Origin of the sequence: Ruegeria sp. HKCCA5463, from assembly GCF_013034175.1 — a bacterium.
Lineage (GTDB): Bacteria > Pseudomonadota > Alphaproteobacteria > Rhodobacterales > Rhodobacteraceae > Ruegeria.
Window position 1 is genome coordinate 17,434 of record NZ_WQFL01000003.1, and the last position, 17,101, is coordinate 34,534.

12 protein-coding genes are annotated in these 17,101 nt (G+C 58.8%); 7 read left to right on the plus strand and 5 right to left on the minus strand.

Features of this window, described 5'->3' with window-relative positions:
• The first annotated feature begins 33 nt into the window (after window positions 1–33).
• The gene (locus tag GOW09_RS08310) at window positions 34–2,409 is read left to right on the plus strand and encodes a mechanosensitive ion channel family protein (protein WP_152457134.1); all 2,376 of its coding nucleotides are present in this window, start codon (window positions 34–36) and stop codon (window positions 2,407–2,409) included.
• Between the two features lie 23 nt (window positions 2,410–2,432).
• Here the strand turns inward: GOW09_RS08310 and GOW09_RS08315 are convergent, their stop codons facing one another.
• Genes GOW09_RS08315 through GOW09_RS08335 form a run of 5 tightly spaced genes read right to left on the minus strand, consistent with a single transcriptional unit; the run spans window position 2,433 to window position 9,657 of the window.
• Window positions 2,433–3,788: a CoA transferase gene (locus tag GOW09_RS08315; RefSeq protein WP_171117326.1), complete on the minus strand. Its 1,356-nt coding sequence runs from the start codon at window positions 3,786–3,788 to the stop codon at window positions 2,433–2,435.
• Window positions 3,785–4,939, minus strand: coding sequence for an ABC transporter permease (locus GOW09_RS08320; RefSeq protein ID WP_171117328.1), 1,155 nt, complete (start codon window positions 4,937–4,939; stop codon window positions 3,785–3,787). Before GOW09_RS08320 ends, GOW09_RS08315 begins: the two co-directional genes overlap by 4 nt.
• On the minus strand, window positions 4,936–5,964 hold the full coding sequence (locus GOW09_RS08325) for an ABC transporter permease (protein WP_152457137.1): 1,029 nt from the start codon (window positions 5,962–5,964) through the stop codon (window positions 4,936–4,938). The genes GOW09_RS08320 and GOW09_RS08325 overlap by 4 nt, the downstream gene beginning before the upstream one ends.
• A gap of 14 nt (window positions 5,965–5,978) precedes the next feature.
• Window positions 5,979–7,892 carry an ABC transporter substrate-binding protein gene (locus tag GOW09_RS08330; protein WP_171117330.1) on the minus strand — a complete coding sequence of 638 codons (1,914 nt, stop codon included), beginning with the start codon at window positions 7,890–7,892 and terminating at the stop codon, window positions 5,979–5,981.
• Window positions 7,885–9,657: an ABC transporter ATP-binding protein gene (locus tag GOW09_RS08335; RefSeq protein WP_171117332.1), complete on the minus strand. Its 1,773-nt coding sequence runs from the start codon at window positions 9,655–9,657 to the stop codon at window positions 7,885–7,887. Before GOW09_RS08335 ends, GOW09_RS08330 begins: the two co-directional genes overlap by 8 nt.
• Window positions 9,658–9,866: 209 nt before the next feature.
• Here GOW09_RS08335 and GOW09_RS08340 point away from each other — a divergent pair, with 209 nt between their 5' ends.
• From GOW09_RS08340 to GOW09_RS08365, 6 genes are all read left to right on the plus strand, one after another.
• A complete protein-coding gene (locus GOW09_RS08340; protein WP_171117334.1) occupies window positions 9,867–10,388 on the plus strand; it encodes a class I SAM-dependent methyltransferase in 522 nt (173 codons plus the stop codon).
• A gap of 18 nt (window positions 10,389–10,406) precedes the next feature.
• A complete protein-coding gene (locus tag GOW09_RS08345; RefSeq protein ID WP_171117336.1) occupies window positions 10,407–11,036 on the plus strand; it encodes a glutathione S-transferase family protein in 630 nt (209 codons plus the stop codon).
• Between the two features lie 111 nt (window positions 11,037–11,147).
• Window positions 11,148–13,550, plus strand: a complete 2,403-nt coding sequence (locus GOW09_RS08350; protein ID WP_171117338.1) for an FAD-dependent oxidoreductase — start codon at window positions 11,148–11,150, stop codon at window positions 13,548–13,550.
• Between the two features lie 2 nt (window positions 13,551–13,552).
• Window positions 13,553–15,097, plus strand: a complete 1,545-nt coding sequence (locus tag GOW09_RS08355) for a trimethylamine methyltransferase family protein (RefSeq protein WP_171117340.1) — start codon at window positions 13,553–13,555, stop codon at window positions 15,095–15,097.
• Window positions 15,098–15,772, plus strand: coding sequence for a TetR/AcrR family transcriptional regulator (locus GOW09_RS08360; RefSeq protein ID WP_171117343.1), 675 nt, complete (start codon window positions 15,098–15,100; stop codon window positions 15,770–15,772). It abuts the gene before it with no gap.
• Entirely contained in the window at window positions 15,769–17,073 is a 1,305-nt protein-coding gene (locus GOW09_RS08365; RefSeq protein ID WP_171117344.1) for an FAD-binding oxidoreductase, read from the plus strand. The genes GOW09_RS08360 and GOW09_RS08365 overlap by 4 nt, the downstream gene beginning before the upstream one ends.
• Window positions 17,074–17,101 lie beyond the last annotated feature (28 nt).

A 17,101-nucleotide genomic window follows, 5' to 3' on the forward strand; every position in this document is an offset into this window, starting at 1 on the left:
GACCGCTATCGGAAAAACTGGATGCAAAACCCCATGAAACATACCTTTCTGGCCGCAACACTTCTGGCTTTGTGGGCTTTTGTACTGGCGCTTCCGGTCAGCGTTTCAGCGCAAACATCCTTGATTCCGGGATACAACGCGGACAGTTCGTCTGCGTCCTCGCCGGAAAGCGATCTGGCTGCCGCAATTCGCGCCGCCAGCGAAGCCGGGGCCAGTGTGATTGTCATCGACAGCGCCGGGCAGGTTGTGACAACGGCAGGCGGCACGGATGCGGGCACGAATGATGCGGCGGGCGATTCGAACAATCCCATGGGTGAGGGATCGCAGCTGATGAAGGCGCAGGAGCGGTTCTCGAAATTCCGTGAGTCCATGCAATCACGGCTTGAGGCGCTGCCGTATTCGGTGTTCGAAGTGAAGTATATCCTGCGCCAGACCAGTCCGGACGGTCGCATTCAGACCTATGTGGAAGTTCTGGGCTGGAACATTCTGTTCCTGTTGTTGGGCCGCTGGCTGTCTATCGAGATATACGGGAAACGCATCGCGCGCCGCTGGGTCGTGGCGCGGATCAAGGATGAACCGCAGGGTTACCGAGAAAAGATGCCCTTCCTTCTGTTCCGGTTCCTGATGGGGATCGGAGCGACGATATTTGCCATGCTCATGGCCCTGATCGTCGGATACCTGTTTTTTGGCGAAGCGGACGATATCTCGATCCAGTTCACGGTCACGGCGATCTTCACGGCGTTCTTCCTGTCGCGCACGGTGTCCGATCTGTGGCGGATGGTATTGTCACCTTACCTGAGTCAATACCGGCTGCCACCGTTCTCGGACCGGGACGCCAAGCGGCTGTATCTGTGGGCTTCGGCACTCGCGACCTATGACATCACGGTTGTTCTGTTTTCGACCTGGGTTGCGGATTTCGGGCTGAACTACAACGTCTACGCCATGGTCTATGGCTGTCTGACAATGGTGGGCGCTTTCGGCAATATTCTGATGATCCTGTTCAATGCCCGGGCTATTTCAAATGCCATCCGGGGCGGAAGAGCGCCGGATCAGGTCTCGTGGTTGTTGCGGTTCGTATCCTTCGGCTGGGCACCTGCACTGATCGTCTATGTCGTGTTCAGCTGGTTCCGTCTGGCGGTTGATCTTGCACTGGAGAACCCAACGCCGCTGCCGCTGATCGCAAGCAGCTATATGATCTTCATGTCCGTCGTCGTTGCCTATGGTGCGATGAACTACGTGCTGGAGCGGTATTTTGACCGTTCGCGCAAGATCAACGAGATAAACGAAGAAACCGCCGCTGCCGAAGCGGATGCCGAGCCCGTGGAAACGCCCGAGGCAGAACAGCGCAAACAGTATCTTCTGACCTATGAGGATCTGGCGCGCCGGGTAGCTGGAATTCTGGCCTTTGTGATTGGTGTCTATGCCCTTGTGGTGATTTGGTACCCCGATGCGGACTGGAGCGAGGACCTGCCAGTTGCACGCGTGCTGGATGTAATGGTCATCATCTTCATCGGCTACATCCTGTTTCATTTCTTTCGCATCTGGATCGACAGCAAGATAGCGGAAGAAGTCGATGATGGCACCGAGGCCGAACTGGGCGATGAGGGCGGGGAAGGCGGGCAAAGCCGGCTGGCGACGCTGCTGCCATTGTTCCGCGGCGCAATTCTGGCCGTTGTGGTCGTGACCATCATGCTGATCGTTCTCATGGAACTTGGTATCAATGTCAGCCCGCTGTTTGCCGGTGCCGGTGTGGTTGGTCTGGCTGTCGGTTTCGGATCTCAAACACTGGTACGAGACATCTTTTCCGGGGCGTTTTTCCTGATGGATGATGCCTTTCGGAAGGGTGAGTACATCGATATCGGAGACGTCAAGGGAACGGTCGAGAAAATCTCGGTCCGGTCCTTCCAGCTGCGTCACCATCTTGGCGCGCTGAACACGATTCCTTTTGGCGAAATCAAGGTTCTGACGAACTATTCCCGTGACTGGGTGATCATGAAACTGCCGCTGCGCGTGACCTATGACACTGACGTGGAAAAGGTGCGAAAGCTGATCAAGAAGCTGGGGCAGGAGTTGCTGAGCGATCCTGTGATCGGCGAAAACTTCATACAGCCGCTGAAGTCCCAAGGCGTGATCGAGATGCAGGATTCAGCGATGATCATCCGGGTCAAGTTCATGACCAAACCGGGCGATCAGTGGTTGGTGCGCAAGAAGGTCTATCAGGAAATTCGCGAATTGTTCGCGCGGGAAGGCATCAAATTCGCGCATCGCGAAGTCACCGTGAGGTTGGCAGACGGCAAAGAGGCCGATGACCTGACGCCGAAACAGCGTGAGGCGGTAACAGGCGCGGTGCAGGCAGCGATCGATGAGGATTACCTGGACGATATCGGCCCTGGGGGCGATGATCGATAGGGGCGCGGCTGCGTACCGGATGGTCAGTTGGCGTCGAGCGGCCAGACAGGTTCTGAACTGCCCAGTTTCGACGCAGGCAAATCCCAGCGCATCGTCGCTTCGCCGACCCTCAGCGCAGGGTTGAGGCGATGGCCCGGCCCCCAGCCGGACGCCTCCGTCGCCGTGCCGAAATCCGTTGTTGCCGGGGTGATGGGCGCGGATTGTGCTTCGTCTTTGCCGAGCACGGCCAGAAGTTCGGCGGTGCGCGCCAGAGAGAGATGCGCGTGCATGATGGAATTGCCTGATGCGGCCTCGGCCAGTGCGGACAGGACGGCAGCCGCCATCAGATAGCCGGTCGCGTGGTCCAGAGCTTGAACCGGCAACGGGGTCGGCTTGTCCGCGTTCGCCCACTCCATCCCGGCATGGGCGATACCCGCGCTCATCTGGACAAGGCTGTCAAACCCGCGCCGGGTCGACCATGGACCTTGCCAGCCATAGGCATCCAGCGTGACTTCGATCCGGTTCGGAGCCAGCTCGTCACGTTTGGCCCGGGTCAGACCCAGTGCCTCCAGCGCGCCGGGTCGATACCCGTGTACGAACACATCCGCTTGAGCCAGCAACCCATGCAATCGTTCAAGGCCGGTTTCGGATTTCAGATCAAGATAGGCGCAGCGCTTTCCCAGCGATATGTCGGGGATCACCCCCGGTTCATCCCAGCCAGGCGGATCGATGCGCAAGACCTCGGCTCCGAACCCTGCAAGCGTTCGGGTAGAAACCGGGCCGGCCAGAACGCGCGTCAGATCCAGCACCCGCAACCCGGCCAGAGGCCGGTCAGCGGTGGCCCGAGGTCTGTCGCGCAGATTGACATAGCGCGGTCCCTGCCATCCGATCAAAGGGTCGCGCGACACGGCGCGGCCTTGTGGGTGATCAAGCCATTCCGTCCGGCTGCGCATGGCAGCGGCCACCCCACCTTCGGCAACAACCGCCGTTTCCAGATCCGATACTGACCAAGACCTGACGGCTTTTGCCACGGCTTCACGCTCTGGCTGGGTGGCAAGGACTTTCAACGCGGCAGAGCGATGGCGGGGCAGGTTTGTGTGCAGCCTGATCCAGCCATCAGCGGCTTTGTAGTCGCCCGCGACCGCATCCCACAAACTGGGCATGTCCCAACCTTCCGGTTTGAAGGAATAGCCGAACCACAGAGATGCCAGCCGATGATCGATCGAGACTTCGGGTGCGTTCGTGGACAGGTTGATCGCCTGGATCAGCCGGGCCATTTCCCGCCCCACGGCTGCGAAACTGGCGGTGGCCAGTTCGGAAACGGCAAAGGCGCTTGGCAGAACACCGGCACCGACCCTGTGATAGCTGCCGGCAGCGGGAAGCGTGGCCAGCAGACTCATTGCTGATAGGGGTCGAGACTGTCGCGCAGCCCGTCACCAAGGAAGTTGAACGCCAATACCACGACAATGATCGGCAGCATCGGGATTGCCGTCCAGGGATAGATCTCGATCGACGCGAGGTTCTGCGCGTCATTCAGCATCACGCCCCAACTGACTGCGGGTGCGCGCAGGCCGAGGCCAAGAAAACTGAGCGCCGTTTCCCCCAGGATCATGGCAGGGATCGACAATGTGGCCGATGCAATCAGGTGCGACATGAAGTTGGGCAGCAGGTGCTTGCGGATCACACGGCCAGAACTTGCCCCCATCATCTCGGCGGCTCTGACATATTCCTCTTCCCGCAAAGACAGGAACTTCGCCCGAACCGAGCGCGCCAAACCCGGCCAGTCGAGGATGCCCAGAATGATCGAAATGATGAAGAACACCGCGACCGGGCTCCAGTTCGAAGGCACGGCGGCGGAAAGGGCCAGCCACAGCGGCAGTTCCGGCAACGAACGCAGGATTTCGATGACGCGGTTGATGGTCCAGTCGATACGCCCGCCGAAATAGCCGGCCATCGAACCGAACAGGATGCCAAGAAAGAAGGACACCGAGATACCGATCAGACCCACTGTCAAAGACAGCTGCGCGCCATAGAGAATTCGGCTGAAGATGTCTCGGCCCAGACGGTCGGATCCCCACAGGAACAGCGTTGTCCCCTCTGGCGGGCAGAACAGATGCGTGTCCGACGGTATGAAACCGGCCAGATTGTATTCAGAGCCTTCGCAGAAGAACCGGATCGGGCGCGGGTCTTCCGTGTCGGGGACAAACTTCCATTGGAAGGTTTCAAGGTCCGCCTCGGCGACGATCGGATAGACATGTGGGCCGATAAACTCACCCTCGTGAAACCAGTTCACCGATTGTGGTGGCGCGTACAGGTGCTCCCCGTTTCGGTCATTTGGCCCGTAAGGCGCAATAAACCCGGCAAAGGGCAGCATTAGATAACAAAACAGCAGGAAGATGCCCGAGATCAGGCCCAGCTTGTGGGTTTTGAACTTGCGCCAGACCAGAACCCAGTTGGGGGCATCCAGATCGGCGCGTTCCAGCTGCTGAATCGAGGCCTGCGGATCAAACGGCGCATCATCGACATAGCGGTTGTCAGGACGATCAGTCATGCCTCGCGCCCCTCATACCGAATGCGCGGATCCAGCATCACCAGCAGGATATCAGAAATCATCGTGCCGATAAGCGTCAGCAGGGCGACGAACATCAGGATGAACGCGGACAGGAACTGATCCTGCGTCTTCAAGGCAGTCAGCAGTGTAGGGCCAATGGTTTGCAGGCCCAGAACGACCGATACCAGAACCGAGCCGGACACCATCGACGGCAGCAGGTTGCCGATATCGGCGACAAAGGGGTTGAAGGCCACCCGCAGGGGATACTTGGTCAGCATCCGTGACGGGGCCATGCCCTTCGCGATGGCGGTTTCCACATAGGGTTTGCCGAGTTCGTCCAGCATGTTCGCGCGCAGACGCTGCATCATCGCCGATGCGCCTGAAGTGCCGATGACGAAGGTCGGTACGATCAGGTGGATGAGGATGGATTTCAGTTTCTCCCAACTCATCGGCTGGCCTTCGAAACTCGGATCCATCAAGCCCCCGATCGGCAGGTTGAAATACTGGTGGCCATAGTAGAACAGGATCAGCGCCAGCAAAAAGTTCGGCGTTGCCAGCCCCAGATATCCTACGAAGGCCGAGGTATAGTCGATCCATGTCCGGGACCGCGCGGCGGCGATAACGCCCAGCGGCAATGCGACGGCATAAACAAACAGGATCGCAGCCAGATTGACCACGACCGTCAACCAAAGCGTGTCGCCGACGATTTCGGAAACGGGACGGTCGAATTCAAAGGACCACCCGTAATTGCCCTGGATCAACCCCGAAAACCCGTGCGGTCCGGGCCAGAATCCCATCCAGATCAGGTATTGTTCCCACATCGGACGGTCCAGAGCGTATTCAGCGCGCAGGAACTCTGCCTTTGCGACACCTGCCGACTGGCCCGAGGCCTGAAGTTCAGCGATCTGGTTGCTCAGATAGTCGCCGGGCGGAAGGTTGATGATTACAAAAACCAGAACCGAGACCACCAACAAAGTCAGCAGCATCGTGAAAAAGCGATACACCACGTAGCGCAGCATGATCATTTAGCTGCTCCTGCTCAATCGGCGAAAAAGAACTCGTCCGGGCGGTGAATGCCGAAATGTGCACCGGGTTCCCAGGCCCACATAGCCTGTTCCGGAACATTTCGCAGGCGGTTTGACACCACAATGGGCTGGGGGGCGCCGTTCAGGATGCCGATGGCATAGACCTGATCGGCATGGATTTTCAACATCTCGGTCCAGACAGCCGCGCGTTCTTCATCGGTCGTGGCGATTTGCCATTCATGCTCCAATTCCATCAGGCGCTGCGCCTCTGGCATGTCGGGGGCTTCACCCGCTTCGCCACCGGTCTGATAGTGCTGCCCCCATTTTGGCCAGGCCAGGAACACCTGATCTGTTGGGGCCAGATAAGCCGGGGACGTATGCGCCTGCGGAATACCGTCATCCCAACCGAACCAGACGGACGCCATGGAATTGCCCGCGAAAACGCGGTTGCGCAGGATGTCCCTGTCCAGCGGGCGCATGACCAGTTTGACACCGATTTCACGCCAGGTATCGGTCACGATCTGAAGCGCGTTTTCGACTTCCTGCCGCTCACCTGCGGTTTCGATTACCAGCTCCATTGGGCGACCGTCAGGCAACAGGCGAATGCCGTTCTTGTCGCGCTGATCCAGACCAGCCTCATCCAAAAGCGCATTGGCCTGATCAACATCGTATTGCGCCCAGGCCGCAGCGTTTTCTTCGCTGTAGAAGGGCGAGGCGGGAAGAACCGAGTTCGCGGCGGGGTGTGCGAGTTTGAAGTAAAGCGCCTGGTTGATGGTCTGCCGGTCGATGGCCAGCGACAAGGCGCGCCGCACGCGAACGTCCCTCAGTACATCGCGCCAGACATCATCAGAAAAGTTCAGGTTCGGGTAGATCGCGATCTGCGAGGCCACGCCGGTTTTCCACAACAGCGTTTTGTATCCGCCTTGTGCTTCGCCTTTCTTGAGGATCGACGCGTCTCGGAAGGCAAGGCCACGGCCTTGCAGGTCGCTTTCACCGGCGTTGGTCTTGGCGGCAACAAGGCCGGGGGCGACGATCTCCATCTCGACCACGTCAATATAGGGAAGTTGCACCCCCTTGCTGTCGATGCGGTGATAATAGGGGTTGCGCACAAAGTTGTGACGGATTTTCTTGCCCGAGCTGGCGTTCAGCCATGGCTGCAACGTGGGAAGTTCGTGGTTGTCGAACTTGTAAAGATTATCCAGCTTGTTGTGCAGCGCCGCCCAGCTTTTGACCCGGGCATCTTCAACCTGAAAGGCAAGCTCTTCCGCGTCCGCGTATTTCTCGTGATACTGTTTCAGAAAAGCGGCCGGCCGGTAAATAAATGGTGGTCGTGCTTGTGCCAGAGATTGCAGGAAGTTCGGGTTCGGGTCGTCCCATTCGAAGATCACTGTGGTCTCGTCAGGAAACGTGACCGTGGGCAATTTGCCTTCGACGATCAGAAAATCGGGCGGGCCTGACGGGCTGAGCAACTCGTTGTTGGCGACGTCTTCCCACCAATAGCGGAAGTCTTCCGAGGTAAAGGGTGAGCCGTCCGACCACTTGTGCCCTTCGCGCAGTTTCAGGGTAAATTTGCGATTGCCCTCGTTTTCATACGAGGCCAGCAGGTCGGGTACCAATTCGTAATCTTGGTTGAACCCGACCAGCCTTGCATAGCCGTAGACAACCATCTGCCGGATGTCTTTGGATCGCGTGACCATGGTGCGCAGAGTGCCACCCGGTTTCCCGAATTCTCTTCCTTTTGCGGCCAGATCCACAATCAGAGGGTCCTTGGGCAAACGCTCCTGCACTGGCGGAAGATTGCCGCTTTCAACCTCTGCGCTCCAGAAGGCGCTTTCCTGAGGTGTTGGGATTGTATCTGCCGCCGCGGGCAGGATCCCTGAAAACGCCAGCATAGCAGCCAGCAGCAGAGGGCGAATGGTATTAAACATGGCAACGTACCTTATGGCCCGGTTCCAATTCCACCAGTGAGGGTATCACGGTGTCCGAGAAACGAAAGGCTTCATCCCAACTGTCCGGCGCGCCGGCACCCAGAGAAACCAATTGAAGGTCAATCGGGCGATTGATGTCGGGTTCGGGTTGAGCGGCAATCAGCGCCTTGGTGTATGGATGGCGCGGATTGTAGAAAAGAGTTTCGGGCGGTGCCTGTTCGACGATCAGACCCCGCCGCATGACGGCAACTTCGTCAGCGATCCGTGCGACAACGGCCAGATCATGTGAGATGAACAGGTAGGACAGATTCAGGCTGTCCTGCAGGTTTTCCAGCAAGGTCAGGATTTGTTCCTGAACAGATACATCCAATGCCGAGGTCGGTTCGTCGCACACGATCAACTGCGGGTCCAGCATCATGGCGCGGGCCACGGAAAGGCGCTGTCGCTGCCCGCCGGAAAACGCGTGCGGATAGCGTTTGAGCATATCACCCGTCAGGCCGACGCGCTGCAACATCTCGGCGGCCTTGTCACGTTGTTCGGCTGTTGTGCCGATGCGGTGGATTTCCAGTGGTTCGGTCATGGCGTCCTGAATGCGCATCCGGGGGCTGAGCGAACTGTAAGGGTCCTGAAAAACCATCTGTGCCTTGCGCTGAAACGCTGTGCGCTGGGCTCGGGTCATGTTGTGCACCGTGATCGGGTCGGCATCGGGGGCGGTACGAAACAGGACTTCACCACCGGGGTCGGGCAATTCAGCCCCCAGGGCGATGCGGGCCGCCGTCGTCTTTCCCGATCCGCTTTCACCGACAATTGCCAAAGTCTTGCCGCGCGCCAGATTCAGGTCGACTCCTCGGCAGGCATAGATTGCTTTGTCGGACTGCCATCCTTTGCTGGACCGCATGGTGTAGGTCTTGGACACATCCTTCATCTGAAGGATCAGATCCGTGTCGGGCATCGGTATACCCACCGCATCCTGGTCCGGTATTTCCGGCGCGGCATCAAAAAGCTGCTTGGTGTACGGGTGTGCGGGCGCGGTCAGGATCGGGGCGGCAGGGCCGGCCTCCATGATACGTCCCTTGTGCATGACGACGACCTGCTCGGCCATGTTGGCGACGACACCCAGATCATGAGTCACCAGAATGAGCGCCATGCCGGTTTCACGCTGCAATTCCTTGATCAGGCCCAGAACCTGCGCCTGCGTGGTCACATCCAGTGCGGTGGTCGGTTCGTCCGCGATCAGCAATTCTGGTTTTGACACCATGGCCATGGCGATCATGGCACGTTGGCGCATACCGCCGGACAACTCGAAAGGGTAGGAGTCATAGGCGCGCTGTGGATCAGGGAACCCGACGCGTTCGAATTGCGTCAGGACCTTTTTGCGTGCCGCGGACTCGGACAGCCCACGATGTAGCCACAAAACCTCGCTGACCTGATTGCCAATCTTGTGCAGCGGGGACAGCGATCTCATGGGCTCCTGAAAGATCATTGAAACCCGATTGCCGCGGATGTCGCGCAGCTCACGTTCGGAAACCGTGGTGAGCTCGCACATGCCCTTGGAATCGTTCAGGGTAATCGTGCCGCTTCGAATCTGCGCCGTGCGGGGCAGGATACGTAAGGCTGCGCGGCATGTGATTGTTTTTCCCGATCCCGATTCTCCGACAAGGGCAAGCGTCTGTCCGGCTTGGACATCGAAGTTCACATCCGTGACCACGGAATTGCCCGTACCAAAGCCGATGCTGAGGTCTCTTACGGACAACAACGCGCTCATGCGGGTTTTCCACCCGTTTGACCGTTCGATGACATCGGTTACTTCAACTCCCCGTGATTTTTTGTTCAGTGTCGCGCGGTTCCGCCCGTCTAGTCAAACCCGTTCTTGGGCCGAAATGTCGCGAAATCGTGAAACTACGGGCTTCGTCGCTACACAAAGTCTTGAGATTTTGCCATCAAGGACGGCATCGGGCGCATTTATGCTCTCGAATGGTATCAAGGAGATATTTTCCGGTGTCCGAGAATCAAAGCCGTCTGGATCTGTTCATCGATCGCATGGTGTCACAGCGCGCTTGTCTGGATTACGCAATCCGGCAAACTGCGGGCATGACAGGTCCGGTGTTCGAATTGGGTTTGGGCAACGGGCGTACGTATCACCATCTTGTGCAGCACATGGATGGCCGCCCGGTCTATGTGTTCGAACGCGCGGTGGCTTCGCACCCCGACTCGACCCCGCCCGAAGATCACGTGATTCTGGGCGATGTGCGGGATACCCTGCCTGCATCGGTTGAGCGGTTCGGCGCGTCAGCCAGCCTGATCCACGCGGATCTTGGTGGGCACAATCGCGAAAAGAATGACAAATTCGCGCGGTTTGTATCTCCGCTCATCGAGCCTTTGCTTGCTCCGGGCGGGCTGATGGTCTCAAGTGATCGGATGTATTTCGAAGGGCTGACCGAGATGCCGTTGCCCGAAGGCGCCGTCGAAGGGCGCTGTTTCATATATCGCCGCTGACCGAAAAGGAGTAACGGCATGATTTTTTACGATTGCTCCACTGCTCCAAACCCCCGTCGTGCGCGGATGTTCATTGCCGAAAAAGGATTGGATATCGAAACGCATGAGGTCTCGATTGCGAAAGGTGAACAATTGAGCGAAGCCTTTCGCGCCGTGAACCCACGGGCCACGATCCCGGTTCTGGTAACGGATGACGGAACCGTTCTGACAGAAAATCTGGGCATTGCGGCATTTCTGGAGGCACGGTTTCCCGAACCGCCTTTGATGGGCCGAACCCCCGAAGAAAAAGGATTGGTTCTGATGTGGAACGCGATCGTCGAACATCAGGGCGGGGCACCGATTGCCGAGGCTCTGCGCAATGGACATCCTGCCTTCAAGGATCGCGCCATTCCAGGCCCTTCCAATCATGCGCAGATTCCCGAACTTGCACAGCGCGGGCGCGAGCGTGTGGCATCCTTCTTTGAAATGCTGGAATCACGTCTGACGGAAAGCCCTTTTGTGGCCAGTGACGTGTTTTCCCTGGCGGATATCTCGGCTTTCGTTTTTGTCGATTTCGCCCGCGTCATCAAGATGCGTATCCCGGAAGACAACGCGGCCACCCTGGCGTGGTTTCGAGCCATCCAATCTCGTCCAAGCGCAAGTCTGTAAACCTGCCGAACCGTGCCGTGTTGCGTTGTGATCGGCACTGTACAGAAATGTCTAGACAGATGTGAACAGTGCCACTAGCGTCTCCTCAGATTCTGTTCAGGGGAGGTCGGGATGAAATCCCAATATCGCGTCGTGGTCATCGGAGGAGGCGTTGTCGGGGCCTCGGTTCTGTATCACCTGGCCAAGTTTGGCTGGTCGGATGTCGTCATGTTGGAGCGGCGGCGGCTGGCGTCTGGGTCGTCCTGGCACGCAGCGGGAGGCATTCATGCTTTGAATGCCGATCCGAACATGGCGTCTTTGCAGGCCTATACGATTGATCTGCTCAGCGAGATCGAGAAGGAATCAGGCCAGAATATCGGCCTGCACATGACCGGTGGTCTGACGCTGGCGGGAACCCCCGAGCGGTGGGAGTGGTTGCAGGCCAATTACCGTATCTTCCAGTCCATCGGCATTGACGATTGTGAATTGCTGAGCCCGGAAGAGGCGCAGAAACGCTGCCCGATCATGTCCACCGATGGCATTCTGGGCGCGATGTGGGCCGACCGAGAGGGGTATATCGACACCACCGGCACCGTGCAGGCCTATGCCACCGCCGCAAAAAAGCGCGGGGCGGAATACTATGAGGAAACCAAGGTCGAGGAACTGATCCAGACCGCCGATGGCTGGCAAGTGGTGACCGACCGGGGCACGATCACCTGCGAACATGTGGTCAATGCCGCCGGCCTGTGGGCTAAGCAGGTGGGGCGCATGGCAGGGGTCGAACTGCCGGTCTCGCCGCTGAAACACCACTATCTGATCACCGACACGGTGCCCGAGGTCGCTGCGGCCGATTTCGAGATGCCGATGACCGTGGATCTGGAAGGCTTCACCTACATGCGGCAGGACCAGAAGGGCGTTCTGGTCGGCATCTACGAGGTCGATCACGAACACTGGGCCATGGACGGCGCGCCGTGGAATTATGGCGAGGAGCTGTTCAAGGAGCAGCTGGACCGTATCGAAAACGAACTGACGCTGGGCTTCGAACGCTATCCGGCGATCCAGAATGTGGGCATCAAGACATGGGTGAACGGCGCGTTCACCTTCTCGCCCGACGGCAACCCTCTGGTCGGTCCGGTCCCGGGCAAGCGCGGCTATTGGACCGCCTGCGCGGTGATGGCCGGGTTTCTGCAAGGCGGCGGCGTCGGCAAGACGCTGGCCGAATGGATGATCCATGGCGAGCCCGAGGCCGACGCCTGGCCGATGGATGTGGCGCGCTATGGCGACTATGCCCAGAACAAGCGCTATATCCGCGAGACGACCGGGCAGTTCTATTCCCGCCGCTTCGTGATGACCTATCCGAACGAGCAACTGCCCGCCGGACGGCCGCTGAAAATGGCACCGGCGCATGATGCAATGACCGAGGCGGGTTGCAAATGGGGCGTCAGCTGGGATCTTGAAGTACCGCTTTATTTCGCGCCGAAAGGGTTCGAGGAAACGCCGACGCTCAAGCGTTCGAACGCGCATGACATCGTGGCCGAGGAATGCAAAGTGATCCGCGAAGGTGCGGGCTTGCTGGATATTTCGGGCTTTTCTCGGTTCGAGGTTTCCGGTCCGAACGCAGAAGCCTGGCTGGATATGGTAATGGCCTCCAAGCTCCCCGGCCCGGGTCGTGCGAAACTGGCCCCGATGTTGGGTGAGGATGGGCGGCTGAAGGGCGATCTGACGGTGCTGAACTGGGGCGACGGGACCTGGTGGATCATGGGCAGCTATTACCTGCGGGCCTGGCATATGCGCTGGTTCGACGATCACATGATGGATGGCGTCAATATCCGTGATTTGGGCGAGGAATATTGCGGCTTTGCCGTGGTCGGGCCGAAGTCACAGGCGGTTGTGGAAAAACTGGCGGAACAGGATATCTCGGGCTTGAAGTTCATGGGTTGCGGCGATTTCGATATCGGCCTCGTGTGCGCCCGCGTCGCCCGCATGTCGGTGACCGGAGAAAAAGGGTACGAGATCAACTGCCGCTATGGCGACCACATCAAGCTGCGCCGCATCCTGCTGGAAGCGGGGGCCGGGGAAGGTATCCGCGAATGCGGCTTCAACGCGATGCTGTCAACACGGCTCGAGAAGAGCTTTGGCATCTGGTCGGCAGAGTTCACGCAGGCCTATACACCGGGCATGACAGGAATGGATCGCTGGATCGACTGGGACAAGGACTTTGTTGGAAAGGCGGGCGCGCTTGCCGAACGTGACGGCAACGGCCCCGCGCAAATTCAGGCGACACTGGAAATTGATGCACTGGATGCAGATGCCAGCGGATACGAACCGGTCTGGGCCAATGGCGAGCGCGTTGGCTTCGTAACCTCGGGCGGCTACGGGCACTATATCGGCAAGTCTTTGGCGATGGCCCTGATCGATCGGGACAAGGCGGAACCGGGCACGGAACTGTCCGTCCATGTGGTGGGCGTTGAACGTCCGGCGCGCGTGATTGCGCCGTCGCCTTATGATCCTCAGGGCAAAGCGATGCGAGGCTGATCATGACTGCTGCGGAGCGCGGACGCCGACGGCGGGGGCGGGGGGCTGAAGCCGCCCCGCAGCCCGGTCGCGATGTGAACTATCGCCAGCTCAGGAATCCTTTTCCATTGATGGAAGTGTTCCCGGCCGACCAAATCGCGGACATGCATGACACCGCGTTGCGGACTCTGGAAGATTTGGGGGTGAAGACCCTGCTTCCCGAGGCGCGGAAACTGTTCAAACAGGGTGGCGCGCGGGTGGATGAAGACAGTGAGATGGTCTTTATCGGGCGCGAGATGGTTGAAGCCGCAGTCGCTTCAGCGCCCAAATCCATCGGCTGTCGCGCCGGTGCCCGGCGTCGCGATTTCACGCTGGAATTGGGCTCTGTGGTTTTCCAGCCCGGAGCCGGCGCCCCGAATGCCACCGATCTTGAACGCGGTCGGCGCCCGGCGACGGGTCAGGATTATCTGGAGTTCCTCAAGCTCACCCATCATTTCGACGTGTTCCAGATGATCTCGCCACAGGTCGAGCCGCAGGATGTGCCGACCCATCTGCGTCATTACTTCACGACTCGGGCGCAGATGGAACTGACAGACAAGTTTCCGTTCTTCTTTTCGCGTGGAACCCCGCAGGTGATGGACTGCTTTGAGATGCTGACCACGGCCCGCGGTCTTTCGGATGATGCGTTCCGGGGCCATGCCCACTGCTACACCATCATCAACACCAACAGCCCGCGCACGTTGGATATCCCCATGGCGCAAGGTCTGATCGACTTCGCCCGCCACGGTCAGATGTCGATCATCACACCCTTTACCCTGATGGGCGCGATGGCACCGATCACCGTGGCCGGGGCGATCACCTTGTCTCATGCCGAGGCCCTTGCCGCGCTGACTTTGACCCAACTTGCCAATCCTGGTGCTCCGGTCTGCTATGGCACGTTCACCAGTAACGTGGACATGAAGTCCGGCGCGCCCGCCTTTGGGACGCCGTCGCACTTTCAGGCATCGCTGGCTGCCGGTCAACTGGCGCGGCATCTTGGTTTGCCCTGGCGTTCGGCTGCCGGATCGGCGTCAAACATCAACGACGTGCAGGCCGCGAACGAGAACCAGTTTGGCCTTTGGGGATGCCTGATGGCCGGGGCAACGGTGATCATCCACTCCGCAGGCTGGTTGGAGGGCGGGTTGACGGTTTCCTTCGAAAAGCTGGTCTGCGATGCGGAAGTGCTGAACATGGTCGCCGAACTGTGCGCAGGTGCGCAGGCGGGGCCGTCCGAGATTGGGTTTGAAACTGCATTGAGTGAGGTTGAACCCAGTGGCCACTTCTTTGCATCAAGCCAGACGATGGAGCGCTATAATACTGAGTTCTATCAACCGCATGTCCATGACTACGCCAATTTCGGCACCTGGGCCGAACGCGGGTCGGTGGACGCGAACCATCGGGCAACGGATGTTTGGAAAGGCATTTTGAACGACTTCCGGGCGCCCGCTGTCGACAATGATCGGACAGGTGATTTACATGAGTTCATTGCCCGTCGTACCGCCGAGGGCGGTGCCCCACCGGAGAGTTGAATGAGCCCGAAACCGATCCTTCATCGCGATGACCCCGAGGCCGAACCATTGATCGGCAACATCAAGGTCACGCGCGACGACTGGCTGAACGTGGCGATGGATGTGCTGATTTCGGACGGGGTGGACCAGATCAAGGTCCTGAACCTGGCCGAACGGATGGCAGTATCGCGGTCGTCGTTCTATTGGTACTTCAAATCCCGGCAAGAGTTGCTGGATGCATTGCTGGCGCGCTGGCAGGCCACCAACACCGCCGCCTTGGTCGCGCAGGCCGAAGCACCAGCCGAGACGATAACGGCGGCCGTCTGCAACGTTCATCGGTGCGTGGTGAACACCGATCTGTTCGATACTGCGCTGGATTTTGCCGTACGTGACTGGGCGCGAAAATCAGGCAAGGTGCGGCGTATTCTGGACCAGTCGGACGCCCGCAGGCTGGAAGCGCTGCACGCCATGTTCGCCCGCTACGGCTATTCCGAGATCGAAGCCGAAACCCGGGCGCGCGTGCTGTATTACATGCAGATCGGTTATGATCTGGCGCAATTGAATGAACCTATCGAAATGCGGCTGTCGATGGTGCCGCATTACCTCTACGCCTTCACAGGTGTCGAGCCGAAACCCGAGGAAGTTGAAGAATTCAGCGAGTATTCCCTGCGCTTTTGGAAAGGAAACCAGACATGAGCCAACCAGACGCAATCATCATCGGAACCGGCGTGATCGGCGCGGCCATTGCGTTCGAGATGTCCAAGGCGGGATGGAAAACACTGTCGTTGGACCGGAATTCTCAGGTCGGGCACGGTTCTACCGCGGGGTCGTGCGCAATTATCCGGATGCATTATTCCACATTCGATGGAACCGCGCTTGCCTGGGAAGGCTACCACTACTGGCGCGACTGGGCCGCGTATCTTGGCTTGCCGGAAGACGCCAACCTTGCGCAGTTCCGCGAAACCGGCTGTCTGGTCATGAAAACCGAGGCGAACGGGATGCTGGAAAAGCACATGCGCAATTCGTCCGAGCTGGATTGCCCGTTCGAGGAATGGTCAGGTGAAAAAGTGCTGGAACGCTTGCCAGTCTATTCGCTGGACAGCTTTGCTCCCGCACGACGAATGGACGACCCTGAATTCGGCCAACCCAACGGGCGCAGAATGACGGGCGGTGTGTACTGGCCTCAGGCGGGATATGTCACCGACCCGGCCCTGTCGGCCCAGAACCTGATGGATGCCGCGAAACTGCATGGGGCAGAGGTGCGTACCGGCGCTGAAGTCACGGAAATCCTGACCGAGGGCGGGCGCGTTTCCGGCGTCAAGCTGGCTTCGGGCGAGGAAATCCACGCCAAGGTTGTGGTCAATGTGGCAGGACCTGGTTCGTCCATCATCAACAAGATGGCCGGCGTTCTGGACGATATGACCATCAAAACCCGGCCCTTGCGGCAAGAGGTCGTGCACGTTCCAGCCCCTGAAGGGTTCGATTTTGAACACGACGGAACCATCGTTTCGGACAGTGACATTGCCTGCTATTGCCGGCCGGAACACGGCAATCACATCCTTGTCGGATCTGAGGATCCGGAATGTGATCCGCATCAGTGGTGCGAGGACGATGTGAACTACAATCGTGAATTCACCGATCAATGGACCACGCAGGCCATGCGGTATGCGCAGCGTGTGCCCAGCCTTGGCATTCCATCAAAAACGCGGGGTGTGGTTGACCTGTATGATGCGTCTACCGACTGGATTCCGATCTATGACAAGTCCAGCCTGCCGGGGTTCTACATGGCCTGTGGTTCAAGCGGAAACCAATACAAGAACGCGCCGATTGCGGGCAAGATGATGGCGGCATTGATCGACTACTGTGAAAACGGGGCTGATCACGACGCGAAACCGTTGCAGTTCGAATTGCCATATATCAAGCGGACAATCGACGTGGGCTTCTACTCGCGCAAACGCCCGATCAATGAGGAAAGCAGTTTCTCGGTTCTGGGCTAGTCGCGTTTCGCAAACGGTCTATGTCGTG